Source organism: Actinacidiphila glaucinigra, assembly GCF_900188405.1.
Taxonomy (GTDB): Bacteria; Actinomycetota; Actinomycetes; order Streptomycetales; family Streptomycetaceae; genus Actinacidiphila; species Actinacidiphila glaucinigra.
On the sequence record NZ_FZOF01000003.1, the window covers coordinates 124,425 to 146,338 of the forward strand.

General features: G+C 72.0%; 21 protein-coding genes and 1 pseudogene. 8 read left to right on the forward strand and 14 right to left on the reverse strand.

Annotated features, from left to right (window positions below):
* Nucleotides 1-3: 3 nt before the first annotated feature.
* Nucleotides 4-342, reverse strand: coding sequence for a cupin domain-containing protein (locus tag CHF15_RS07295; protein ID WP_089223114.1), 339 nt, complete (start codon nt 340-342; stop codon nt 4-6).
* A 108-nt stretch (nt 343-450) separates the two neighbouring features.
* On the opposite strand from CHF15_RS07295, the gene CHF15_RS07300 reads away from it, so the two are divergent.
* Entirely contained in the window at nt 451-1,332 is an 882-nt protein-coding gene (locus CHF15_RS07300; RefSeq protein WP_143681535.1) for a hypothetical protein, read from the forward strand.
* Here CHF15_RS07300 and CHF15_RS07305 read toward each other — a convergent pair.
* From CHF15_RS07305 to iolC, 13 genes and pseudogenes are all read right to left on the reverse strand, one after another.
* A complete protein-coding gene (locus tag CHF15_RS07305; protein ID WP_089222812.1) occupies nt 1,257-2,036 on the reverse strand; it encodes an exodeoxyribonuclease III in 780 nt (259 codons plus the stop codon). The two genes, CHF15_RS07300 and CHF15_RS07305, sit on opposite strands and share 76 nt — an antisense overlap.
* 84 nt (nt 2,037-2,120) lie before the next feature.
* Entirely contained in the window at nt 2,121-2,768 is a 648-nt protein-coding gene (locus CHF15_RS07310) for an MBL fold metallo-hydrolase (RefSeq protein WP_089222813.1), read from the reverse strand.
* Between the two features lie 127 nt (nt 2,769-2,895).
* Nucleotides 2,896-4,175, reverse strand: a pseudogene (gene pcaDC, locus CHF15_RS07315) (bifunctional 3-oxoadipate enol-lactonase/4-carboxymuconolactone decarboxylase PcaDC).
* An 84-nt stretch (nt 4,176-4,259) separates the two neighbouring features.
* Nucleotides 4,260-4,781: a hypothetical protein gene (locus tag CHF15_RS07320; protein WP_245938736.1), complete on the reverse strand. Its 522-nt coding sequence runs from the start codon at nt 4,779-4,781 to the stop codon at nt 4,260-4,262.
* Between the two features lie 5 nt (nt 4,782-4,786).
* On the reverse strand, nt 4,787-5,905 hold the full coding sequence (locus CHF15_RS07325) for an ROK family glucokinase (protein ID WP_089222815.1): 1,119 nt from the start codon (nt 5,903-5,905) through the stop codon (nt 4,787-4,789).
* Nucleotides 5,906-6,103: 198 nt separating this feature from the next.
* Complete coding sequence (locus tag CHF15_RS07330; protein WP_089222816.1) at nt 6,104-6,883, reverse strand: ATP-binding cassette domain-containing protein; 780 nt, start codon at nt 6,881-6,883, stop codon at nt 6,104-6,106.
* Complete coding sequence (locus CHF15_RS07335) at nt 6,880-7,902, reverse strand: ABC transporter permease (protein ID WP_089222817.1); 1,023 nt, start codon at nt 7,900-7,902, stop codon at nt 6,880-6,882. The genes CHF15_RS07330 and CHF15_RS07335 overlap by 4 nt, the downstream gene beginning before the upstream one ends.
* On the reverse strand, nt 7,899-8,861 hold the full coding sequence (locus CHF15_RS07340; RefSeq protein WP_245938712.1) for a sugar ABC transporter substrate-binding protein: 963 nt from the start codon (nt 8,859-8,861) through the stop codon (nt 7,899-7,901). Before CHF15_RS07340 ends, CHF15_RS07335 begins: the two co-directional genes overlap by 4 nt.
* Before the next feature lie 134 nt (nt 8,862-8,995).
* Nucleotides 8,996-9,715: a GntR family transcriptional regulator gene (locus CHF15_RS07345; protein WP_089223115.1), complete on the reverse strand. Its 720-nt coding sequence runs from the start codon at nt 9,713-9,715 to the stop codon at nt 8,996-8,998.
* A 183-nt stretch (nt 9,716-9,898) separates the two neighbouring features.
* Complete coding sequence (gene iolD / locus CHF15_RS07350) at nt 9,899-11,770, reverse strand: 3D-(3,5/4)-trihydroxycyclohexane-1,2-dione acylhydrolase (decyclizing) (RefSeq protein ID WP_089222819.1); 1,872 nt, start codon at nt 11,768-11,770, stop codon at nt 9,899-9,901.
* Nucleotides 11,770-12,675, reverse strand: a complete 906-nt coding sequence (gene iolB, locus CHF15_RS07355; protein ID WP_089223116.1) for a 5-deoxy-glucuronate isomerase — start codon at nt 12,673-12,675, stop codon at nt 11,770-11,772. Before iolB ends, iolD begins: the two co-directional genes overlap by 1 nt.
* A gap of 38 nt (nt 12,676-12,713) precedes the next feature.
* A complete protein-coding gene (locus CHF15_RS07360; protein ID WP_018563027.1) occupies nt 12,714-13,592 on the reverse strand; it encodes a Cgl0159 family (beta/alpha)8-fold protein in 879 nt (292 codons plus the stop codon).
* Nucleotides 13,593-13,624: 32 nt separating this feature from the next.
* Nucleotides 13,625-14,572: a 5-dehydro-2-deoxygluconokinase gene (gene iolC / locus CHF15_RS07365; protein WP_089222820.1), complete on the reverse strand. Its 948-nt coding sequence runs from the start codon at nt 14,570-14,572 to the stop codon at nt 13,625-13,627.
* A 274-nt stretch (nt 14,573-14,846) separates the two neighbouring features.
* Here iolC and CHF15_RS07370 point away from each other — a divergent pair, with 274 nt between their 5' ends.
* The 7 genes from CHF15_RS07370 (at nt 14,847) to CHF15_RS07400 (ending at nt 21,905) form a co-directional block, all read left to right on the forward strand.
* Nucleotides 14,847-15,860, forward strand: coding sequence for a sugar ABC transporter substrate-binding protein (locus CHF15_RS07370; protein ID WP_089222821.1), 1,014 nt, complete (start codon nt 14,847-14,849; stop codon nt 15,858-15,860).
* 5 nt (nt 15,861-15,865) lie between these two features.
* Nucleotides 15,866-16,939, forward strand: a complete 1,074-nt coding sequence (locus tag CHF15_RS07375) for an ABC transporter permease (RefSeq protein ID WP_089222822.1) — start codon at nt 15,866-15,868, stop codon at nt 16,937-16,939.
* A 5-nt stretch (nt 16,940-16,944) separates the two neighbouring features.
* Nucleotides 16,945-17,820, forward strand: a complete 876-nt coding sequence (locus tag CHF15_RS07380) for an ATP-binding cassette domain-containing protein (protein ID WP_089223117.1) — start codon at nt 16,945-16,947, stop codon at nt 17,818-17,820.
* Between the two features lie 193 nt (nt 17,821-18,013).
* The gene (locus CHF15_RS07385; protein ID WP_089222823.1) at nt 18,014-18,925 is read left to right on the forward strand and encodes a sugar phosphate isomerase/epimerase family protein; all 912 of its coding nucleotides are present in this window, start codon (nt 18,014-18,016) and stop codon (nt 18,923-18,925) included.
* A 31-nt stretch (nt 18,926-18,956) separates the two neighbouring features.
* Nucleotides 18,957-19,976 carry a Gfo/Idh/MocA family protein gene (locus CHF15_RS07390; RefSeq protein ID WP_089222824.1) on the forward strand — a complete coding sequence of 340 codons (1,020 nt, stop codon included), beginning with the start codon at nt 18,957-18,959 and terminating at the stop codon, nt 19,974-19,976.
* Nucleotides 19,977-20,081: 105 nt separating this feature from the next.
* Nucleotides 20,082-21,119: a Gfo/Idh/MocA family protein gene (locus CHF15_RS07395; RefSeq protein WP_089222825.1), complete on the forward strand. Its 1,038-nt coding sequence runs from the start codon at nt 20,082-20,084 to the stop codon at nt 21,117-21,119.
* Between the two features lie 117 nt (nt 21,120-21,236).
* Entirely contained in the window at nt 21,237-21,905 is a 669-nt protein-coding gene (locus tag CHF15_RS07400; protein WP_089222826.1) for a hypothetical protein, read from the forward strand.
* Nucleotides 21,906-21,914: the final 9 nt, after the last annotated feature.

Consider the following 21,914-nt stretch of genomic DNA (forward strand, 5'->3'; position numbering starts at 1 on the left):
GCATCAGCCTATGGCGTAGGCCTTCCGCAGTGTCTCGTGGACGGTCCATGTCGTGCTGTCTCCTTCGCGGAGGACGCAGACGTCGCCCGGGCCGAGCTCCAGGGTCGGTCCGCCCTCCACCTCGACGGTGGCGCGCCCGCTGACGACCACGAACATCTCGTCCGCCTCGGTGTCGGTCACCACGCCCGGGGTGATCTGCCAGATCCCCCTCGTGCGGGTGCCGTCGGGCGACCGCCACAGCACTTTCCCGGTCACCTCCGGCGAGCCGGAGACGATCTGCCCCGGATCCAGGGGCTCGGGTTCGAGCACGGCGGCGGCGATGTCGACGGAGAAGCTCTTCATGGCCGGAGCGTACGCGCGGGCGTATGCCAACGGTAACGACACGTTGTATACGTTCCGTTGCCGCACAATACGTAACGTAAGGCTGCACGGCGCGAGAAGGGCCACGCAATGCGGGATGAACGGGAAGCCGGGGTGCGGGAGGCGGACCGCGCCTGGCGCCTGCTGGAGGAGCTGGCAGCACGGGCCCCGGGGGCGGTGCGGCTGGCACCCGGCGCGGACGACGCCGAGGTCGCGGCATGGGGCGTGCCGCTGCCGCACGAGGTGCGGCACCTGGTCGGCAGGGTGAGGTCGATCCGCATCGGCGACTTGGAGGAGTACCGGCTGGCCCCCGAGCGCGGTCTGCACCCGGGCGGCTGGGCCGTGGGGCCGCCGGGCACCGCGCACCTGCTGCACGAGTCCGGCGGGGACACGCTCTTCGTCGACGTGGACGGGGACACGGGTGCCTGGGGCCGGGTGTTCGCGGCCACCGGGGTCTTCCTAGACACCTGGGCGTACGTGGCGCCCTCGCTGGTCGACTGGGTCACCCTGCTCGCCGGGGCGGGGCTCGCCGCCCTGGACCGCATGGCGCCCGAGGCGGGACGGGAGTCAGGGCCCGGGCCGGTGTCGCTGCCGGAACGGGCGGACGGGACGGTCCCGGAGCACGCCGCGGTGCTGGAGCGGCTCGCCGAGACCTCGCACGTCTTCTCCTACCGGCCCGACGTGCGGGGCACCCCGGTGGGCCGGGCCCGCCCGGAGGCCGACCCGGAGCTGGCCGCCGTGCTGGCCGGGCTACCGGACGACGCCTTGGTGGTGGACCTGCGCGAGGTGGCGCACCCGGCCACCTTGCACCTGCCCTGCCCGCCGGGGCTGCGCGGCCACGTCGAATTCCAGCGCAGGGCCGGCGGGCGCTTCGCGGTGGGCCTCCCCCGGACCGGTCAGACGTCGAGGTCGACCACGACCGGGGCGTGGTCGGAGGCGCCCTTGCCCTTGCGCTCCTCGCGGTCGACGTAGGCGTCGCCGACCGCCTTGCCGAAGGACTGGTTCGCGTAGACCAGGTCGATCCGCATGCCGCGGTTCTTGGGGAAGGCCAGCTGACGGTAGTCCCAGTAGGTGTAGGGACGGTCGTACTTCAGGGGGCGGGGCACCACGTCGCTGAGCCCGGCCTCGCGCAGGTGCGCCAGCGCCTCCCGCTCGGCGGGGGTGACGTGGGTCATCCCCTCGAAGACCGACGGGTCCCACACGTCCTCGTCGGTGGGCGCCACGTTGTAGTCGCCGAGGACGGCGAAGGGACGCTCGCCCGCCGCGTCCTGCGCGACCGCCGCGCGCAGCGCCTGGAACCAGCGCAACTTGTACGCGTAGTGCTCGTGGCCGACCTCACGGCCGTTGGGCACGTACACCGACCAGACCCGGACCGGGCCGCAGGTCGCCGAGACCGCGCGGGGCTCGTCGACCTCCTCGTACAGCGGGCCGCCGGGCAGGCCGACGACGACGTCCTCGAGCCCCACCTTGGACAGGAGGGCGACGCCGTTCCACCGGCCGGTGGCGTTGACGGCGGTCTCGTAGCCGAGGGCGCGCAGCTCGTCGAACGGGAACTGCTCCTCGGCGCACTTGGTCTCCTGGATGCACAGCACGTCCGGGCTGTTCTTCTCCAGCCAGGCCAGCAGCCGCGGCAGGCGGGCGGTGATCGAGTTGACGTTCCAGGTGGCGATGCGCATGGACCCGAATGTACCGCCCGCCTACGACAACCGGTCCCGGGGCGTTCCCGGAGACCGTCCGCGGCAGGTCGCCGGCCTGGGACGTCAGCCCAGGTCGGTGCTGTCGCCGGAGGCCATCCTGTCGTGCTCCGCGCCGCCGACGCCGGGCCCGTCGGGGCCGAGCAGCCGGTCGTACATGGTGCGGGCGAGGTCGTTGAGCAGCCCGTCGTGCACGTCGATGGCGCGGGCCGGCTTCACCTCGCGGAGGTAGTCGATGACCTCGGAGACCTTGTTCCAGGGCGCGTGCACGGGCAGCAGCAGCGTCTCGACGGACCGGCCGGGCACGGTCAGCGCGTCGCCGGGGTGGAAGAGGGAGCCGTCGACGAGGAAGCCGACGTTGGTGATGCGCGGGATGTCGGGGTGGATCACGGCGTGCATCTGGCCGTGCACCTCGACGTCGAAGCCGGCCGCACTGAAGGTGTCGCCCTCGCCGACGGTGTGGACCCGGCCCGGGAAGGCGGCCGAGACCTGGTCGGCGACGCTCTTCAGGGTCCAGATCTCGGCGGCGGGGTCGGCCTCCAGGGCGGCGCGCAGCTGCTGCTCGTTGAAGTGGTCCGGGTGCTCGTGCGTGACGAGGATCGCCTCGGCACCCACCGCCGCGTCCGGCTCGGTGAAGCCTCCGGGATCGATGACGAGCGCCCGCCCGTCCTTCTCCAGCCGCACGCAGGCGTGGCCCCTCTTCGTCAGCTTCATGACTCTCCTCCGGAGCGGTGATCCTTTGCATGGCCATCATGGCCGAGGCCCCGCGCGCCGCACACGCCGTATCCAGGTGGAGATGCCGATGGGCTGACGGGGCGACCAGGTCGCCGTGCGCGCGGGCTCACTCCCGTGGCCGAGTCTCCTCCCGGATGACCCGCCGCGCCACCGCGAAGGCGGAGGTGGCGGCGGGCACCCGCAGTAGACGGCGGTGTGCAGCAGCACCTCCTCGATCTCGGCCGGGGTGAGGCCGCCGCGGAGCGCGGCCCTGGTGTGTGCGGCCAGTTCCGTGTGGTGGCCGCCGGCGACGAGCGCGGTCAGGGTGATGACGCTGCGGGTCCGCCGGTCGAGCCCGGGCCGGTTCCAGACCTCGCCCCAGGCGTAGCGGGTGACGAAGTCCTCGAAGTCCCCGGCGGCCTCCTCGGTCTCCTCGGCCGCCCGGTCGACGTATGCGTCGCCCAGGAGCTCGCGCCGGGTCCGGTCGCCCTCGGCGTACCGGTCCGGCCCGGCCGCAGTGCCGCCCTGGTACTGCGGGGCGGGCCGCGCAGGGGCCGCCGCCGGTGCCGGCTCGGGGACGAAGGGGGCGGGCTGCGCGGGTACGGCCACGGCCGCGGGCTGCTCGGTCCAGGTGGCCTCGAAGTGGCGCGCGAGGAGCTCGCCCACGGCGGCGGGCTGTTCGACCGGCACCAGGTGCGAGGCTCCGGGGACGACCGCGAGCCGCGCGTCGGGTATGCCGGCGACCAGGGCCCGGGCGTCGGCCGGCGGCGTCACCTGGTCCTCGGCGCCGCCCAGGACCAGCGTCGGCACGGTGATCAGGCCCAGCTCCGCGCGCACGTCGTAAGCGGCCAGCGCCTCGCAGGCGGCGATGTAGCACTCGGGGTCGACGGCGCGGGCCATCTGGACGGACCAGTCCACGATGGCGGCCTGGACCTCACGGAAGGCGGGGGCGAACCAGCGCTCTGGGGCGCTCAGGGCGATCTGTTCCAGGCCGTTGGCGCGCACGACCACCCCGAGCTGCCGCCAGGCGTCGGGCGTGCCGAAGCGGGCTGCCGAGGAGACCAGGGCGAGCGAGGCGACGCGCTGCGGGGCGCGCAGCGCGAGCTGGGTGCCGATGGCGCCGCCGAAGGCGCAGCCCGCGTAGCCGAAGCGCTCGACGCCGGCCTCGTCCAGGGTGCGCAGCAGGCGGTCGGCGAGGTCCGCGGTGGAGATGGAGGGGTCGGCGGGCGCACCGCCGTGCCCAGGGAGGTCGTACCGCAGGACCCGCCACTGCCGGGTCAACTCGGGTATCTGCCGGTCCCACATGTGCCACGTCGTGCCCAGTGAGGGGCCGAGGACCAGGACCGGCGCGTCCTGCGGGCCGTCGATGCGGTGCTGGAGGGTCTTGGGGCTCTGCTCGTCGCTCACTCGCTCCACGCTATCCAGGCGTTCGCGGGCGTCGACGGCCGGGCCCCGCGACGGCGCGGAACCCTTGGGGCGCCTGGGCGCCGATCAGCGGAAGTTTATCGTGGACACGACATAGACCACGGGATGGTCCGTGTCGGAGAAGTCGACCGTGATGTTGTGGTCCGGCTTGTCGCCGTGCTGCTTGAGCTTGAGGCCCGCCCACCGGCGGTCCGCGCCGAAGGTCCAGCGCACGGTGCGGGCCTGCTTGGGACTCACCGTCACGTCGGCGTCCGCGAGGGCGGAGCGGCTCTTGCCGTACTGGGCGAGGAAGGTGTCCAGGCCGCCCTGGTTGGTGCGGAACTGCACGTAGAAGGAGCTGGACGCCCAGTTGTTGGTCTCCAGGTACGCCACCGGATCCGAACCGGACGGGATCGTCACCTCGTAGATCCGCCGCTGCACCTTGGTGGGCCACAGGTGGGTGAGCGTGGTGGCGGCGGCCTGCTGCTGTTTCTCCTCGCCGCTGTCCCGGCTCTGCTCCGCGGAGATGATCACATAGCCGATCGGGACCAGGATCAGCAGCGGGACGACCGTCCACTGCACCCAGCGCGGCGGCTTCCTCGGGGGCATGGCACTCACTTGCCGACAACCTTCGCGTAGCGCTCGTACCGCTCGACCCGCCGCCGGTTGGCCCGCCGGAAGCGGCGCGCGACCAGCCGCGCCAGATCCGCGGCGCCGACCATCCCGGCCTCCGGGCCGAGCTGCGCCTTGACGATACGCGCCTCCGGCCGGTAGCCGCGCCCGGTCAGGTGGCGCCGGAACGCGTCGCGGGCCGGGGCGATCAGCAGGTCGTCGGCCGCGCTGACGCCGCCGCCGATGACGAAGCAGGAAGGGTCCAGGGCCGCGGCGAGGTTGGCGATGCCGACGCCCAGCCACTGGCCGATGTCCTGGAAGAGCTCGACGCACATCGCATCACCCTCACGGGCGAGCTCCGTGATGAGCGGACCGGTGATCTCCCGCACCTGGCCGCCGACCCGGTCGATGATCCCGTACGCCACCGGGGACTCGGCCGCCGCCAGCTCGCGGGCCTCGCGCACCAGGGCGTTGCCCGAGCTGTACTGCTCCCAGCAGCCGCGGTTGCCGCAGGCGCAGCGGTGCCCGCCGGGCACCACCTGCATGTGGCCGAACTCGCCCGCGACGCCGTAGCGGCCCCGCTTGACATGGCCGTCCTCCAGGATGGCGCCGCCGATGCCGGTGCCGAGCGTGATCATGACGAGGTCGTTCTCGCCGCGGCCCGCGCCGAAGCGCCATTCCGCCCAGGCGGCGGTGTTGGCGTCGTTGTCCACCATGACGGGAACGCGCAGGCGCTCGGTGAGGCGGGCCTTCAGCGGCTCGTCACGCCACGACAGATGGGGCGCGAAGAGCACCCGTGAGCGGTCCGCGTCGACCCAGCCGGCCGCGCCGATGCCGACGGCGTGCACGTCGTGGCGCTCGGACAGGTCGAGGACGAGCTCGGTGATGGTGTCCTCCACCACCTTCGGGCTCTTGCTCTTGTCCGGGGTCTCGGTGCGCAGCTTCTCCAGGATGTTGCCGTCCGCGTCGACCACGCCGGCCATCACCTTGGTGCCGCCGATGTCGATGCCGACGGTGGGGACGCGGGGCGCGGTGAGGTGTGAGCGGCGCTCACGGCGGCCCACCGTGCTCAGCAGTGTGGAGCTGCTGGAGGTGCGGGCGGCACCTCGGTACATGCTCATCGGTTCACCCCCGTGGTTCCGATCCCGGACTCGGTCCCGAACTGCAGCTCGGTCGTCGCTCGCAAGGCTCGTCTCTCCGGGGTCGGGGGCGTTTCTCCGAGTGATTCTAAAGTGCCGGTGGTCGCGGGGGCGTGGCCCCGGCCCGCCGCGACGGCGGGCGGGTGCGCGGGGCGGGCGGCCGGGGCCGCCCGCCCGCCGTCACGGCGCCGGGCGGCGCAGCTCGTGGGCGAGGGCCTCCAGGTCCGTGCCTCCCGCCATCTCCCGGGTGAGCTCGTCCACCGTGATCCCGTCCCTGGTGTAGGAGCCGGTCATGGTGCCGCGGCGCAGCAGGACGAAGCGGTCGCCGACGAGGTGGGCGTGGTGGGGGTTGTGCGTGATGAGGACCACGCCGAGCCCGGCGTCCCGCGCCGCGGCGACGTACTTCAGGACGACGCCGGACTGCCGGACGCCGAGCGCCGCCGTGGGCTCGTCGAGGATGAGCACCTTGGCCCCGAAGTGCACGGCCCGGGCGATGGCGACGCACTGGCGCTGCCCGCCCGACAGGGTGCCGATGGGCTGGTCCACGTCGCGCAGGTCGATGCCCATGTCGCGCAGGGCCGTGCGGGTCGTCTCCCGCATCATGGCGACGTCCAGGCGCTTGAAGGGGCCGCGGCCCTTCCTCGGCTCGGAGCCGAGGAAGAAGTTCCGCCACACCGGCATCAGCGGGACGACCGCCAGGTCCTGGTACACGGTGGCGATGCCGTGGTCGAGCGCCTCGCGGGGGGACGCGTGGCGCACGGGCGCGCCCTCGATCTCGTAGCTGCCCCGGTCGTGCTGGTGCAGCCCCGCGATGATCTTGATCAGCGTGGACTTCCCGGCGCCGTTGTCACCGAGGACGCAGGTGATCTCCCCCGCGTGCACCTCCAGGGAGACGTCCTCCAGGGCGCGCACGTGCCCGTACGCCTTGCTGACGCCGGTCAGCTTCACCAGGGCCGTCACTTCGCCGCCTCCGCCCGCTTGCGGACCCAGGCGTTGAGCAGCGTCGCCAGCAGCAGCATGGCGCCCAGGAAGAACTTGAACCAGTCCGGGTTCCACTCGGCGTAGACGATGCCCTTGCTGGTCATGCCGAAGATGAACGCGCCGACCGCCGAGCCGATGGCGGAACCGTAGCCGCCGGTCATCAGACAGCCGCCGATCACGGCGGCGATGATGTACAGGAACTCGTTGCCGATGCCCTCTCCCGACTGCACCACGTCGAAGGAGAACAGCAGGTGCTGCCCGGAGATCCACGCGCAGAAGGCCACGGCCATGTAGAGGCCCGTCTTCGTACGGGTGACGGGGACGCCGACCGCGCGGGCCGCGTCGGGGCCGCCGCCGGACGCGAAGATCCAGTTGCCGGCGCGGGTGCGCAGCAGCACCCAGGTGGCGACGGCGACCAGGACGATCCACCACAGGATGGTGACCTGGAGGCCGACGTCGCCGATGGTCAGGTGCGAGGCGAACAGCGCACGCGCCGAGGCGAAGCCCTCCATGTCGGCGATGGACTTGGTGCTGACCGTCCCGTCGATGAGCTTGGTGAAGCCCAGGTTGAGGCCGGTGAGCATCAGGAAGGTGCCCAGCGTGATGATGAAGCTCGGCAGCTTGGTGCGGGAGAGCATGATGCCGTTGAAGAAGCCGATGGCGAGGGTGACGAGCAGCGAGACGCCGACGCCCACCCAGACGTTCGCCGTCATCTGGTAGCTGAACATCGACGACACCAGGGCGGAGGACGTCACCAGGACGCCCGCCGACAGGTCGAACTCGCCGCCGATCATCAGCAGCGCCACCGGCACCGCCATGATCCCGATGGTGGACGCCGCGTACAGGACGGTCCCGAGGCTCGCCGGCCGCAGGAAGGAGTCGGCGGCCACCGAGAAGAAGACGAAGACGGCCACGGCGCCGACGACCGCGCCCAGCTCGGGGCGGCCGAACAGGCGGTTCCCGAGCCGTCTCGGGGGCGCGAGGCTGTCCGCGGTCATCGGGTGCCCCGCTTCGCGTAGTCCTTCAGCGCGGCCGCGTCGTCCTTGGTGACGATCTGCGGGCCGGTGAGCACGGGCTTGCCGCCACCGAGGACGTCGGCGTTGTAGCGGTAGAGCCACAGCAGGTCGACGGCCTCGTATCCCTGCAGGTACGGCTGCTGGTCCACGGCGAAGCCGATGGTGCCGGCCTCCAGCGCGGCCGCGACCTGCCCGTTGAGGTCGAAGGTGTCGACCTCGGCCTGGCTGCCCGCCTGATCCTTCGCCTTGGCGGCGGTCGCGGCGTAGGGCGCGCCGAGGGTCACGACGGCGTCGATGGAGCGGTCGGCCGCCAGCTTGGCCTGGAGGGCGGACTGGACGTCGGGCATGTTGGTGCCGTTGACGTAGAGGTTCTCCGTCGTGCCCTCGATGGTGTTCTTCACGCCCGCGCAGCGCTGCTCGTGGCCGACGTTGCCCTGCTCGTGCAGCACGCACAGGACGTGCTTCCTGCCGCGCTCCGTGAGCTCGTCGCCGACCGCCTCGCCGGCGATGGTCTCGTCCTGGCCGATGTGGGCCAGGGCCCCGAACTCCTTGGACTGGGCGGACCCGGAGTTGATGGTGATGACCGGAATGCCCGCCTTCTCCGCCTTCAGGACCACGTCCTTCATGGCCTCGGGCTTGGCGAGCGTGACGACCAGGCCGTCGACCTTCTGGTCGATGGCCGTCTGCACCAGCTGCGCCTGGTCCTTGCCCTGGTCGCTGTTGGAGTACAGGAATTTGATGTTGTCCTTGGCGGCGGCCTGCCGGGCGCCCTTCTGGACGATGTCCCAGAAGCTGTCGCCGGCACCGGCGTGGGTGACCATGGCGACCGTCCACTTCGGTGTGTCGACGGCCGAACCGTTGGCCTGGGCCTCCTTGGCCCGCTGCTCCGCGCGCAGGCCTCCGGTGCTGCTGCAGCCCGCCAGCGCCACACCGATGACCACTGTCAGTAGCGCACCGAGCGCACGCTTTCCCCTGTTCGCGCTCTCCACGTCGTGCCTTTCCCTGCTGGTCTTGGAACCGACCAAGTATCCGTCACAGGGGGCGATGCTTGCGGAAGGGGGGGTTCCGCGGCCGTTCAGGCCCGTACGAGCAGCTGGAACTCGAAGGCGTAGCGGGAGGCGCGGTAGATGTGCGTGCCGTACTCGACGGCCCGTCCGGTGTCGTCGTACGTCGTCCGGCTCATGGTGAGCAGCGCCGCTCCCGGCTCCTCGGCGAGCAGCTCGCCCTCCGCCTCGGTGGCGCAGCGGGCACCGACCGACTGACGGGCGCTGTGCAGGGTGATCCCGGCGGCGCGCATCATGCGGTAGAGACCGGTGGACTCCAGCTTGGCGTTGTCCAGGGGGATGAGTCCGGGCGGCAGGTAGTTGCACATGTGGGCCATCGGCTCGCCATGGGTGAAGCGCAGCCGCTGGAGTACGACGACGTCACTGCCCTCCGCGATGCCGAGGGCGGCGGCGACCTGGGCGGTGGCCGGCTCGGTCTCGTTGCGCAGCACCTGGGTGGCGGGGCTCTGCCCGGCGGCCTGGAGGTCGTCGAAGAGGCTGCTCAGCTCCAGGGGCCGCTTGACCTGGCTGTGCACGACCTGGGTGCCCACGCCGCGCCGGCGCACCAGCAGCCCCTTGTCGACCAGGGACTGGATGGCCTGCCGGACGGTCGGCCGGGAGAGACCGAGGCGTCCGGCGAGTTCGATCTCGTTGCCCAGGAGGCTGCCCGGGGCGAGCCTGCCGTGCTCGATGGCGCCCTCCAGCTGCTGGGCGAGCTGGTAGTACAGCGGCACCGGACTGGAGCGGTCCACCTCGAACTCGAGCGGCGCGGACTCTGCTTTGGACACAGGGGGAGCGTATCCGCCGGTCTCGATCTCAGGAAACTCTGACATCACATTGTCCGAACATGAGGATCCACGCCTTCTCGAGGGCCTGTGGACGGGCCGGTGCGGTCGGTGGTGCGGGGTTCCGGGAGCGGGTTGCGGGGCGCCCCCTCACAGGTGGCGGCGGCGGTCGCCCAGGTGCCGCTCATAGGACTTGCGGGCCTCGACGGCCGCCTCGCGGGAGGCGGTCTCGGCGACCGGCACGTCCCACCACGCCTGGGCGGCGGGGGCCGTCGGTGTGGGGTCGGTCTCGACGTACACGCAGGTCGGACGGTCGGAGGCACGGGCGGCGGCCAGCGCCTCGCGCAGTTCGCGCACCGTTTCCGCGCGCAGCACGTCCATCCCGAGGCTGGCGGCGTTGGCGGCGAGGTCCACGGGGAGCGGGTCGCCGGTGAAGGAGCCGTCGGCGGCGCGGTAGCGGTAGGCGGTGCCGTAGCGCTCGCCGCCGACCTCGGAGGACAGTCCGCCGATGGAGGCGTATCCGTGGTTCTGGATGAGGAGGAGGTTGATGTTCAGGCCCTCCTGGACGGCGGTCACGATCTCCGTCGGCATCATCAGGTAGGTGCCGTCGCCGACGAGCGCCCACACGGGCCGGTCGGGCGCCGCCATCCGCACACCGATGGAGGCCGGGATCTCGTAGCCCATGCAGGAGTAGCCGTACTCCAGGTGGTACTGGCGCGGGGAGCGGGCGCGCCACAGCTTGTGCAGGTCACCGGGGAGGGAGCCGGCGGCGTTGATCAGCACGTCGTCGTCGCCGACCACCGAGTCCAGGGCGCCGAGGACCTGGGTCTGGGTGGGGCGGTCGGTGTCGTCCGCGGCGTACGCGGCGTCGACGACACGCTCCCAGCGCTCCTTGCCGGCGCGGTACTCGGCCTCGTACTCCGGCTCGACGCGGTGTCCCGCCACGGCCTGCGCGAGGGCTTCGAGGCTCGTGCGGGCGTCGCCGACCAGGGTGCGGGCGCCGAGCTTGTGGGCGTCGAAGCCGGTGATGTTGAGGTTGAGGAAGCGGACCCCGGGAGCGGCGAAGAGCGTGGAGGAGGCGGTGGTGAAGTCGGTGTAGCGGGTGCCCACGCCGATGACCAGGTCGGCGGTGCGCGCGATGTCGTCGGCGACGGCGGTGCCGGTGTGGCCGACGCCGCCGAGGTCGGCCGGGTGGTCGTGGCGCAGTGAGCCCTTGCCCGCCTGCGTGGAGGCCACGGGGATGCCGGTCGCCTCGGCCAGTGCCTCCAGGGCCGGCTCGGCCTCGCTGTGGTGGACGCCGCCGCCCGCGATGATCAGCGGACGCCGGGCGGTGCGCACCGCCTCGGCGGCGGCGGCGAGTTCGGCGGCCTCGGGGGCCGGGCGGCGTACGTGCCACACGCGCTCGGCGAAGAACTCCTCGGGCCAGTCGTACGCCTCGGTCTGGACGTCCTGCGGGAGGGCGAGCGTGACGGCGCCGGTCTCGGCGGGGTCGGCGAGCACCCGCATCGCCTGGAGCGCGGACGGGATCAGCGCCTCGGGCCGGGTGATCCGGTCGAACCAGCGGGAGACCGGGCGCAGCGTGTCGTTGACGGAGACGTCGCCGTACTGGGTGTGCTCCAGTTGCTGGAGCACCGGGTCGGGGACCCGGTTGGCGAAGGAGTCGCCGGGGAGCAGCAGCACCGGCAGCCGGTTGACGGTGGCGAGCGCCGCACCGGTGACGAGGTTGGTGGCGCCGGGGCCGATGGAGGTGGTGACGGCCTGCGCGGACAGCCGGTTGAGCTGGCGGGCGTAGCCGACGGCGGCGTGCACCATGGCCTGCTCGTTGCGGCCCTGGTGGTACGGCATCTCCTGCCGGTACTCCACCAGCGCCTGGCCGATGCCGGCGACGTTGCCGTGGCCGAAGATGCCCCACGTGCCGGCGACGAGCCGGCGGCGGACTCCGTCGCGCTCGGTGTACTGCGCGGACAGGAACCGCACCAGCGCCTGGGCGACCGTGAGGCGGCGTACGGACTGGCTGCTCATCAGGACCTCTCGGGGGCTTCGCCGGGGGCGGCGGGGGCGGTGTACAGGGGCAGACGCGGGTCGACGGGCTGGTCCGGCCAGGTGTCCCGGATCCAGGCGTGGTCGGGGTGGTCGCAGATCAGCCAGGCGCGCTCCTCCCCCGGGCCCGCCATGACGTTGAGGTAGTACATGTCGTGGCCGGGGACGGCCATCGAGGGGCCGTGCCAGCCGTCGGGGATGAGGACGACGTCGCCGCCCCGGACCTCGGCGAGGACGTCGGTGCCCCGGCCGTTGCCGGAGGGCGAGACGCGCTGGTATCCGATGCCCTCCCTGCCGTGTGCCGGGGCGATCTCGAAGTAGTAGATCTCCTCCAGGCGCGATTCGCCCTCGCGGTCCTCGTCGTGCTTGTGCGGTGGGAAGGACGACCAGTTGCCCGCCGGGGTGAGCACCTCGACCGCGATCAGGCGGTCGCACTCGAAGACACCGGCGGCGCCGAAGTTGTTGACCTGGCGGCTGCAACTGCCGCTGCCCCGCAGTTCGACGGGGACGGCGGAGGCCGGTCCGTAGCGGGCGGGCAGCCGGCGTTCGCAGCGGGCTCCGGTCAGGGCGAAGCGGCCCCCGGAGGCGGTGGTGAGGGTCACCGTCTCGTCGCGCGGGACGTACGCGAAGTCGCTGACCGCCGTGAACACGCTCTCGCGCCCGGTGAGCCGGAACGTCTCGCCCTGGGCGGAGACCTCGCAGCCGCCGGAGAGCGGGAGCACGATCCACTCGCTGTCGCCGGTGGCGAACTCGTGCCGTCCGCCGGGCGGGAGGTCCAGGATCCGCAGCGAGGAGTGCTCCCAGCCGGCCCGGCCGGGGTCGACGTCGACGGCGTACGGGCCGGCGGCGGCCTTCCCGGCGGCCAGGTGGTTCTCGGTGCTGGTCATGGCGTGGGCCTCGCACTTCTCGCGGTTCGACCAGGACTTCACAGCAGACCGACGGCGGTGTCGACGGCGGTCTCCACGCTGCCCTCCGGCGGGTAGAGCAGGGTGCGGCCGACGACCAGGCCCTGGACGGTGGGCAGCCGCAGCGCCTTGCGCCACTTCTCGTAGACCGCGTCCTGTTCCCTGCCCACCTCGCCGCCGAGCAGGACGGCGGGCAGGGTGGAGGCCTCCATGACGGTGGCCATGTCGTCGACGTCCTCGGTGACGGGCACCTTGAGCCAGGTGTAGGCGGAGGTCCCGGCGAGACCCGAGGCGATGGCGATGGACTTGGTGACGGCCTCCGCGCTGAGGTCGTTGCGGACCCGGCCGTCGACGCGGCGGGATATGAAGGGCTCGACGAAGACCGGGAGCCGGTGCTCGGCCATCTCGTCGATGGCACGGGCGGTGGCGACCATGGTGCTCAGCGAGCCGCTGTCCTCGTAGCTGATGCGCAGCAGCAGCTTGCCCGCGTCGAAGCCGAGCCGGGCTATGTCCTGGGCGCGGTGGCCGGTGAAGCGGTCGTCGAGCTCGAAGGAGGCGCCGGCCAGGCCGCCGCGGTTCATCGACCCCATGACGACCTTGCCCTCGAGCGCGCCGAGCAGCAGCAGGTCCTCCAGGATGTCCGCGGTGCCGAGGACCCCGTCCACACCGGGGCGGGAGAGCGCGGTGCACAGCCGCTCCAGCAGGTCGACGCGGTTGGCCATGGCGAACTCGCGGTCCCCCACGGCGAAGGCGCCCCGCGCGGGGTGGTCCGCGGCGAGGATCATCAGCCGGCCGCTGTCGCCGACGAGCGGGCGCCGGACACGGCGGGCGGCGGCCTCGGCGATCGCCTCGGGGTGGTGGGTCCGCACCTTCACCAGGTCGGAGATGCTGATGCTCAAGAGGAGCTCACTTTCGGGCAGAGGGCGGACCGTCAGCCGCGGCCGAGGAGGTCCTGGACCTCCGAAGCGGTGGGCATCGCGGAGGAGCAGGCGAGGCGGGAGGCCACGATCGCGCCCGCGGCGTTGGCATGGCGCATGATCCGTTCCAGGTCCCAGCCGGCGAGCAGCCCGTGGCAGAGGGAGCCGCCGAAGGCGTCGCCCGCGCCGAGCCCGTTGACCACCTCGACGGGTACCGGCGGCACCTCGGCGGTGGTGCCGTCGCGGTGGACGGCGAGCACGCCCTTGGGGCCCTGCTTGACGACGGCGAGTTCGACACCGGCGGCGAGCAGCGCCTCGGCGGCGGCGCGCGGTTCGCGGACCCCGGTGGCGATCTCGCACTCGTCGAGGTTGCCGACGGCGACGGTGGCCGAGGCCAGCGCCCGTGCGTAGTAGGGGCGGGCCTCTTCCGGGTCCTTCCAGAACATGGGGCGCCAGTCGAGGTCGAAGACGGTGGTGCCGCGCCGCGCCCTGGCCTCGAGGGCGGTGAGCGTGGCGGTGCGGCTCGGCTCGGCGCACAGTCCGGTTCCGGTCATCCAGAAGATGCGGGCGGCCCGGACGGCGTCCAGGTCCAGCTCGTCGGCGTGGATCTCCAGGTCGGGGGCCTTGGGGAGCCGGTAGAAGTAGAGCGGGAAGTCGTCCGGCGGGAAGATCTCGCAGAAGGTGACGGGCGTCGGGTACGCGGCGACCGGGGTGACGTAGCGGTCGTCGACCCCGAACTCCTTGAGCGCCTGGTGGCAGTAGGTGCCGAAGGGGTCGTCGCCGGTGCGGGTGATGACGGCCGTGCTGCGGCCGAGGCGGGCGGCGGCGACCGCGACGTTGGTGGCGGAGCCGCCGAGGAACTTGCCGAACGTCTCGACCTGGGGCAGCGGGACACCGGTCTGCAGGGGGTAGAGGTCCACCCCGATCCGGCCCATCGTGATCAGGTCGTACGGCTCGGTCATGGACGTGACTCCTCGTCGTGTGTCACCGGGGGGTCGCTCTGCGGCCCTGTCAGGTCTAGCCCGCCCGGTCGCGGGATGTCAACACTATGTCCTTACATACGAACGTACCGTCCACCGGAAGTCCGGGTCGTTATCTTGTCGTTACGTCGAGATGAATTGATGTCTTGACAAAGTCTTGACAGGGGCCCTGGGGAGGGGTTTGCTCCCGTGCAGCACCCGGCCATGTGAACACGTCCGTCCCCTTCTCCCTCCCACCGCAGTGAGGTGCAGGAACATGGAACGCTCTCGCAGAAACCGTCGGATCTCCGCCGCCGCGGCCCTCTCCGCCGCCGCGCTCCTCCTCGCAGCCGGCTGTTCCAGCAGCTCAGGCGGTAAGAAGGCCGAGGAGTCGCCGGACACCGCCGCCGCGGGCAAGGCGGACACGCCGCGGATGAAGATCGCGATGGTCACGCACGCGGCCCCCGGCGACACCTTCTGGGACCTGATCCGCAAGGGCGCCCAGGCCGCCGCCGCCAAGGACAACGTGGAGCTGATCTACTCCAACGACCCCAACGCCGCGACCCAGGCCAACCTGATCCAGAACGCGATCGACCAGAAGGTCGACGGGATAGCCGTCACCCTGGCCAAGCCTGACGCCATGAAGGACGTCGTCGCCAAGGCCGAGGCCGCGGGCATCCCGGTGGTCGGCTTCAACGCGGGCCTGGACGACTGGAAGGACCAGGGGCTCCTGGAGTACTTCGGGCAGGACGAGAGCGTCGCCGGCGAGGCGCTGGGCGACAAGCTCAACGACCTGGGCGCCAAGCACTACATCTGCGTGATCCACGAGCAGGGCCACGTCGCCCTCGAGGCCCGCTGCGCCGGTGTGAAGAAGACGTTCAAGGGGAAGACCGAGAACCTCTACGTCAACGGCACGGACATGCCGTCGGTGAAGTCCACGATCACCGCGAAGCTCAAGCAGGACTCCGGCATCGACTACGTCGTCACCCTGGGCGCGCCCTTCGCGCTCACGGCCGTCCAGTCGGTCGCGGACGCCGGCAGCGACGCCAAGGTCGGCACGTTCGACCTCAACAAGGACCTGGTCAAGGCCGTCAAGGACGGCGGGGTGCAGTTCGCCGTCGACCAGCAGCCGTATCTGCAGGGCTACCTGTCCGTCGACTCCCTGTGGCTGTACAAGACCAACGGCAACGTCAGCGGCGGCGGGGTGGCACCGGTCCTGACCGGCCCGGCCTTCGTCGACAAGGACAACGTCGAGTCCGTGGCCGCGTTCGCCGCGAAGGGCACCCGGTGATCCCTGTGTCCCAGGCAGCCGCCCCCGCGGCGTCCCCCTCACCACCCGCGGCACCCGCCTCCGGGGCGGACGGCCGCACCGCAGAACGCTCGCTGCTGCGCAGGACACTGGCCCGCCCGGAGATCGGCGCGCTGATCGCCGCCGTCGCGGTCTACCTCTTCTTCTTCGCGGTGGCGCCGTCCTTCCGCGAGGCGGGCTCCCTGGCGACCGTGCTCTACCAGGCGTCGGTCATGGGCATCATGGCGCTGCCCGTGGCCCTGCTGATGATCGGCGGCGAGTTCGACCTCTCGGCCGGCGTCGCGGTCACCGCGTCGGCCCTGACCGCGAGCATGTTCAGCTTCCAGCTCAGCATGAACGTGTGGACGGGCGTGGCCGTCGCCCTGGTGGTGTCCCTGGGCATCGGGGCGCTCAACGGCTACATGCTGGTGAAGACGGGGCTGCCCAGCTTCCTCATCACCCTGGCCACCTTCCTGATGCTGCAGGGCCTCAACCTGGCGGTCACCAAGATCTTCACCGGCAACGTCGCCACCGACTCCATCAGCGACATGGACGGCTTCGACCAGGCGCGCGCCGTGTTCGCCTCGGAGATCGGCGTCGGCGGTGTCCAGCTCAAGGTGACGGTGCTGTGGTGGCTGGGCTTCGCGGCTCTCGCCACCTGGGTGCTGCTGCGCACCCGGTTGGGCAACTGGACCTTCGCGGTCGGCGGGAACAAGGACAGCGCGCGGGCGGTCGGCGTACCGGTGGCCTTCACGAAGATCGCGCTGTTCATGGCCGTGGGCTTCGGTGCCTGGTTCACCGGCATGCACCTGCTCTTCTCGTTCAACGCGGTGCAGTCCGGTGAGGGCGTCGGCAATGAGTTCCTGTACATCATCGCGGCGGTCATCGGCGGCTGCCTGCTCACCGGCGGCTACGGTTCGGCGATCGGCTCGGTGATCGGCGCCTTCATCTTCGGGATGGTCTCGCAGGGCATCGTGTACGCCAACTGGAACCCCGACTGGTTCAAGTTCTTCCTCGGCGTGATGCTCCTGATCGCGACCCTCGTCAATCTGTGGGTCCGCCGCACGGCGACCCGGAGGTGAGCCCGATGACCACTGCCACCACTGCCGGCGGCCCCGCCGCCGGCACCGAGCCCCTCGTCGAACTGGACGGGGTGGGCAAGAGCTACGGCAACGTCCGCGCCCTGCACGGGGTCGACCTGGCCGTCCGTCCGGGGCAGGTCACCTGCGTCCTCGGTGACAACGGCGCGGGCAAGTCCACACTGATCAAGATCATCTCCGGGCTGCACCGGCACACGGAGGGCGAGTTCCGCATCGACGGCGCACCCGTACGGCTGAACACCCCGCGGGAGGCGCTGGACCGCGGCATCGCCGCGGTCTACCAGGACCTCGCGACCGTTCCGCTGATGCCGGTCTGGCGGAACTTCTTCCTCGGCTCCGAGCTGACCCGCGGCCCCTGGCCCGTACGCCGCCTGGACATCGCCCGGATGAAACGGACCGCGGACGAGGAACTGCGGGCGATGGGCATCGTCCTGGACGACCTCGAACAGCCCATCGGCACCCTCTCCGGCGGCCAGCGGCAGTCCGTGGCCATCGCCCGCGCGGTCCACTTCGGCGCGCGGGTGCTGATCCTGGACGAGCCGACCGCGGCGCTGGGCGTCAAGCAGTCGGGGGTCGTCCTGAAGTACATCGCGGCCGCACGCGACCGGGGCCTGGGCGTCATCTTCATCACCCACAATCCGCACCACGCGTTCATGGTGGGCGACCACTTCTCCGTGCTGCGGCTGGGCACCCTGGAACTGAGCGCGGGCCGCGAGGAGGTCTCCCTGGAGGAACTCACCAACCACATGGCGGGCGGCGCCGAGCTGGCCGCGCTCAAGCACGAACTGGCCCAGGTCCGCGGTGTCGACGTGGAGGAACTGCCCGAACTGGAGGACCTGGCCGAGCGTCGCCCCTCCCCGTGAGGGGCCGGCCCCGGGCCTCCCCCACCCTGACATGACGTCCGTATGTCAGGACTAACTCTTGACGGCTGCCCGGCCGGACGGCGAAGCTTCCAGCGGGACCACGGAGCTCCGCGGGCATCCGTACCACCGCCCTGACGGGCCGCCCTACCGAACCACGACCGGTCCGCGGCGACCGGTGAGAGGAGCCCTCCTCATGACTGCCCCCTCCCCCGTTCTGGACCGGATCCGGATCGGCTCCGCGCCCGACTCGTGGGGCGTCTGGTTCCCCGACGACCCGCAGCAGGTGCCCTGGCAGCGCTTCCTCGACGAGGTCTCCCAGTCGGGCTACGAGTGGATCGAGCTCGGCCCGTACGGCTACCTGCCGACCGACCCGGCCCGGCTCACCGAGGAGACCGCTCGCCGGGGCCTGAAGGTCTCCGCGGGCACCGTCTTCACCTCCCTGCACCGCGGCCCGTCGGTCTGGGACGCCACCTGGGAGCACGTCGGCCAGGTCGCGGCGCTCGCCCAGGCGATGGACGCCCGGCACCTGGTGGTCATCCCGTCCTTCTGGCGCGACGACAAGACCGCCGAGATCATCGAGCCGCGCGAACTCACCGCCGAGCAGTGGGGCCACCTCGCCACCGGCATGGAGCGGCTGGGCCGCCAGGTCCGCGACACCTACGGCCTGGACATCGTGGTCCACCCGCACGCCGACACGCACATCGACACCGAGGAGCACGTCGAGCGCTTCCTCGACGCCACCGACCCGGGCCTGGTCAGCCTCTGCCTGGACACCGGTCACTACGCCTACTGCGGCGGCGACAGCGTCAAGCTCATCGAGACCTACGGGGAGCGGATCGGCTACCTGCACCTGAAGCAGGTCGACCCGGAGATCCTCGCCGACGTCGTCAAGAACGGCGTCCCCTTCGGCCCGGCCGTGCAGCGCGGCGTCATGTGCGAGCCGCCGGGCGGGGTGCCCGCCCTGGAACCGGTGCTGGCCGCCGCCCAGAGGCTGGGCGTCGACCTGTTCGCCATCGTCGAGCAGGACATGTACCCCTGCGAGCCGGAGCGGCCGCTGCCCATCGCGCAGCGCACCCGGAAGTTCCTGCGCTCCTGCGGTGCCTGACGCACCGCCCACGAAAGGGAAGACACGCATCATGACGCAGCACGGACCGCTCGGGGTCGCCGTCATCGGCACCGGCAAGATGGGCGCCGACCACGTACGCCGCATCAACGAGGTCGTGAGCGGCGCCCGGGTGACCGCCGTCGTCGACGTCGACGCCGAACGTGTGAAGGCGGTCGCCGACGGCATCGAGGGCTGCACGGCCTACACCGACCCCGCGGCGGCCATGGCCGCGGCCGACGTGGACGCCGTCCTGATCGCCTCTCCCGGCCCCGCCCACGAGGCGGCACTGCTCACCGCCTTCGAGCACGACCTGCCGGTGCTGTGCGAGAAGCCGCTCACTCCGGACGCCGCCTCCGCGCTGCGGGTGATGGAGGCCGAACAGCGGCTGGGGCACCGGCGGGTGCAGGTCGGCTTCATGCGGCGCTACGACGCGGAGTACACCAAGCTCAAGACCCTGCTGGACAGCGGTGAACTCGGCCGGACGCTGATGCTGCACAACCGGCACCGCAACGCGAGCATCCCGTCCGGCTTCACCAACGCCAACCTCGTCAACGACTCGCTCGTGCACGAGATGGACGTGACCCGCTGGCTGCTCGGCCAGGAGATCACCTCCGTGACCGTGCTGCGCCCGCGTCCGTCCTCGCACGCGCCCGAGGGCCTGGACGACCCGCAGTTCGTGGTCTTCGAGACCGACGGCGGAGCGGTCGTCGACGTGGAGGTCTTCCTCAACTGCGGTTTCGGCTACCAGGTGCAGGCCGAGGCGGTCTGCGAACGCGGCAGCGCCCGCATCGGCGACGCGCACGACCTGCTCGTCAACACCGCGGGCCGCTGGGGAGGCACGATCGCCCAGGACTTCGTGGAGCGCTTCGCCGACGCCTACGACCGCGAGGTCCAGGCCTGGGTCGACGCCACCCGGCGCGGCGAGGTCACCGGCCCCAGTGTCTGGGACGGCTACGCCGCCGCGGCCGTCTGCGAGGCGGGAGTCCGCTCGCAGAGCGAGGGCGGGCGCGTCGAGGTCGAACTCGTCGACCGCCCGGCGTTCTACCGCTGAGGGACGCACGTCCCCGGCCACCCCGGATCCGGCGCGGGTGGGGCGGTTACTCCCTGGCCGCCCCGCCCCCGCCTCCACCGCACCCGTGAGAAAGGCACCCCGTACATGCGCGTTGTCCTCTTCGGCGTCGGGCGCCTCGGTTCCTTCCACGCGGCCACCCTCCACGCCCATCCCGAGGTCTCCGAACTGGTCCTCGCGGACGCCGACGCCGCGCGGGCCGCCGAGGCCGCCGCGCGACTCGGTGCCGGGGCCCGGGCGGCGGCCTCGGTCGACGCGGCGTTCGCGGGCGGCGCGGACGCGGTCGTCATCGCCTCGGCGACCGCCGCGCACGCCGGGCTGATCTCGCGCGCGGTGCGGGCCGGCCTCCCCGCCTACTGCGAGAAGCCGGTCGCCCTCGACCTGGAGTCGACGGTCGTCGCGCTGCACGAGGTCGAGGAGGCCGGCACCGTCCTCCAGATGGGCTTCCAGCGCCGCTTCGACCCCGGCTACCGCGCCGCCCGGGAGGCCGTCCGGGCCGGCCGGCTCGGACGGCTGCACACCGTACGTGCGCTGACCTCCGACATGGTGCCCCCGCCGCCGGAGTTCGTGCCGCTGTCCGGCGGGCTCTACCGGGACTGCCTGATCCACGACTTCGACGCGGTGCGGTGGGTGACCGGCCGTGAGGTCGTCGAGGTGTACGCCACGGGTGCCGACGGCGGGGCCGACTTCTTCCGCGCGGCGGGCGACGTGGACACCGCGGCGGCGCTCCTCACCCTCGACGACGGCACCCTCGCGACCGCCACCTCCACCCGCTACAACGGAGCGGGATACGACATCCGCATGGAACTCGCCGGATCGCTTGACCAGATCGCGGTCGGCGTCGGTCCCCGTACGCCGCTCACGTCCGTGGAACCGGGCGCGGCGCCGGGCGTGCCCGACCCCTGGACCGGGTTCGTGGACCGCTTCGGGGACGCGTACCGGGCGGAGATCGACGCCTTCCTGCGGGTGGTGACGGGCCGGGCGGAGAACCCCTGCGACGGGCGCGAGGCGCTCGACGCGCTGCTCGTGGCGGAGGCGTGCGAGGTCTCGCGCAGCGAGCGGCGGCCCGTCACGATCGCCGAGATGGCCGAGGTCGCGGAGCGCGCCGGCAAGCGCGCGGGATGACGCCGCGGGGCGCCTCGGGCACGTCACCCCCGCGGTCCGCCCCGGGTGGCGTGATCACCTGCGCAGGTGCTTCCTGGGATGAGTCGGTCCCGGCTGTCCACGAGGGAAGAACCTTTCATGGCGATGAAGGCCCAGGCGCTGCGCACGCCTCGAGCGGCGGGGCTGGTGGGGATCGCGTTCGCGGTGCTGATCGGCGCCGCCATCGTCCTGGTCCGGGCCTCCATCCCGAGCGGTGAGGGCGCGCTGACCGGCTCGCCGCTCAGCCTGTCCTCGCGCGGCGGCGTGCAGACGGCGCTGGCCCTCATCCCCTTCGCCGGCATCTTCTTCCTGTGGTTCATCGGCGCGGTGCGCGCGCACGTCGGCCCGGGCGAGGACAAGTTCCTCTCGACGGTGTTCCTCGGCAGCGGCCTGGTGTTCGTCGCGACGCTCTTCGGCGCCGCCGCCGCGGCCGGCAGCCTGCTGGCCACCACGGAGATCGCCTCGCCCGGTACCCCGCGGGCCGAGCTGTCGTATTTCGGGCAGCACTTCACCTACAGCCTGCTGACGACGTACTCGATGCGCATGGCGGCGGTGTTCGTGCTGTCGGCCTCGACCGTCGGGATGCGGCTGGGGTCGTTCCCGCGCTGGCTGGTGCTGCTGGGGTACCTCGTGGGCGTCACCCTGTTGTTCGTGGTGCCGAACGTGCCGCTGGCCGAGCTGGTCTTCCCCCTCTGGGCGCTGGTCGTGAGCCTCCACATCGTGGTGGCGAGCTTCCGTTCCCGGCCGACGGGGCTGCCGGGCGCCTGAGTGGCCGGC

Excerpts from the sequence above, each read along its gene's own strand:
- CHF15_RS07295 (WP_089223114.1), bottom strand. The coding sequence starts at position 342 with ATGAAGAGCTTCTCCGTCGACATCGCCGCCGCCGTGCTCGAACCCGAG.
- CHF15_RS07300 (WP_143681535.1), top strand. The coding sequence starts at position 451 with ATGCGGGATGAACGGGAAGCCGGGGTGCGGGAGGCGGACCGCGCCTGG.
- CHF15_RS07305 (WP_089222812.1), bottom strand. The coding sequence starts at position 2,036 with ATGCGCATCGCCACCTGGAACGTCAACTCGATCACCGCCCGCCTGCCG.
- CHF15_RS07310 (WP_089222813.1), bottom strand. The coding sequence starts at position 2,768 with ATGAAGCTGACGAAGAGGGGCCACGCCTGCGTGCGGCTGGAGAAGGAC.
- CHF15_RS07320 (WP_245938736.1), bottom strand. The coding sequence starts at position 4,781 with ATGCCCCCGAGGAAGCCGCCGCGCTGGGTGCAGTGGACGGTCGTCCCG.
- CHF15_RS07325 (WP_089222815.1), bottom strand. The coding sequence starts at position 5,905 with ATGAGCATGTACCGAGGTGCCGCCCGCACCTCCAGCAGCTCCACACTG.
- CHF15_RS07335 (WP_089222817.1), bottom strand. The coding sequence starts at position 7,902 with ATGACCGCGGACAGCCTCGCGCCCCCGAGACGGCTCGGGAACCGCCTG.
- iolD (WP_089222819.1), bottom strand. The coding sequence starts at position 11,770 with ATGAGCAGCCAGTCCGTACGCCGCCTCACGGTCGCCCAGGCGCTGGTG.
- iolB (WP_089223116.1), bottom strand. The coding sequence starts at position 12,675 with ATGACCAGCACCGAGAACCACCTGGCCGCCGGGAAGGCCGCCGCCGGC.
- iolC (WP_089222820.1), bottom strand. The coding sequence starts at position 14,572 with ATGACCGAGCCGTACGACCTGATCACGATGGGCCGGATCGGGGTGGAC.
- CHF15_RS07370 (WP_089222821.1), top strand. The coding sequence starts at position 14,847 with ATGGAACGCTCTCGCAGAAACCGTCGGATCTCCGCCGCCGCGGCCCTC.
- CHF15_RS07380 (WP_089223117.1), top strand. The coding sequence starts at position 16,945 with ATGACCACTGCCACCACTGCCGGCGGCCCCGCCGCCGGCACCGAGCCC.
- CHF15_RS07385 (WP_089222823.1), top strand. The coding sequence starts at position 18,014 with ATGACTGCCCCCTCCCCCGTTCTGGACCGGATCCGGATCGGCTCCGCG.
- CHF15_RS07390 (WP_089222824.1), top strand. The coding sequence starts at position 18,957 with ATGACGCAGCACGGACCGCTCGGGGTCGCCGTCATCGGCACCGGCAAG.
- CHF15_RS07395 (WP_089222825.1), top strand. The coding sequence starts at position 20,082 with ATGCGCGTTGTCCTCTTCGGCGTCGGGCGCCTCGGTTCCTTCCACGCG.
- CHF15_RS07400 (WP_089222826.1), top strand. The coding sequence starts at position 21,237 with ATGGCGATGAAGGCCCAGGCGCTGCGCACGCCTCGAGCGGCGGGGCTG.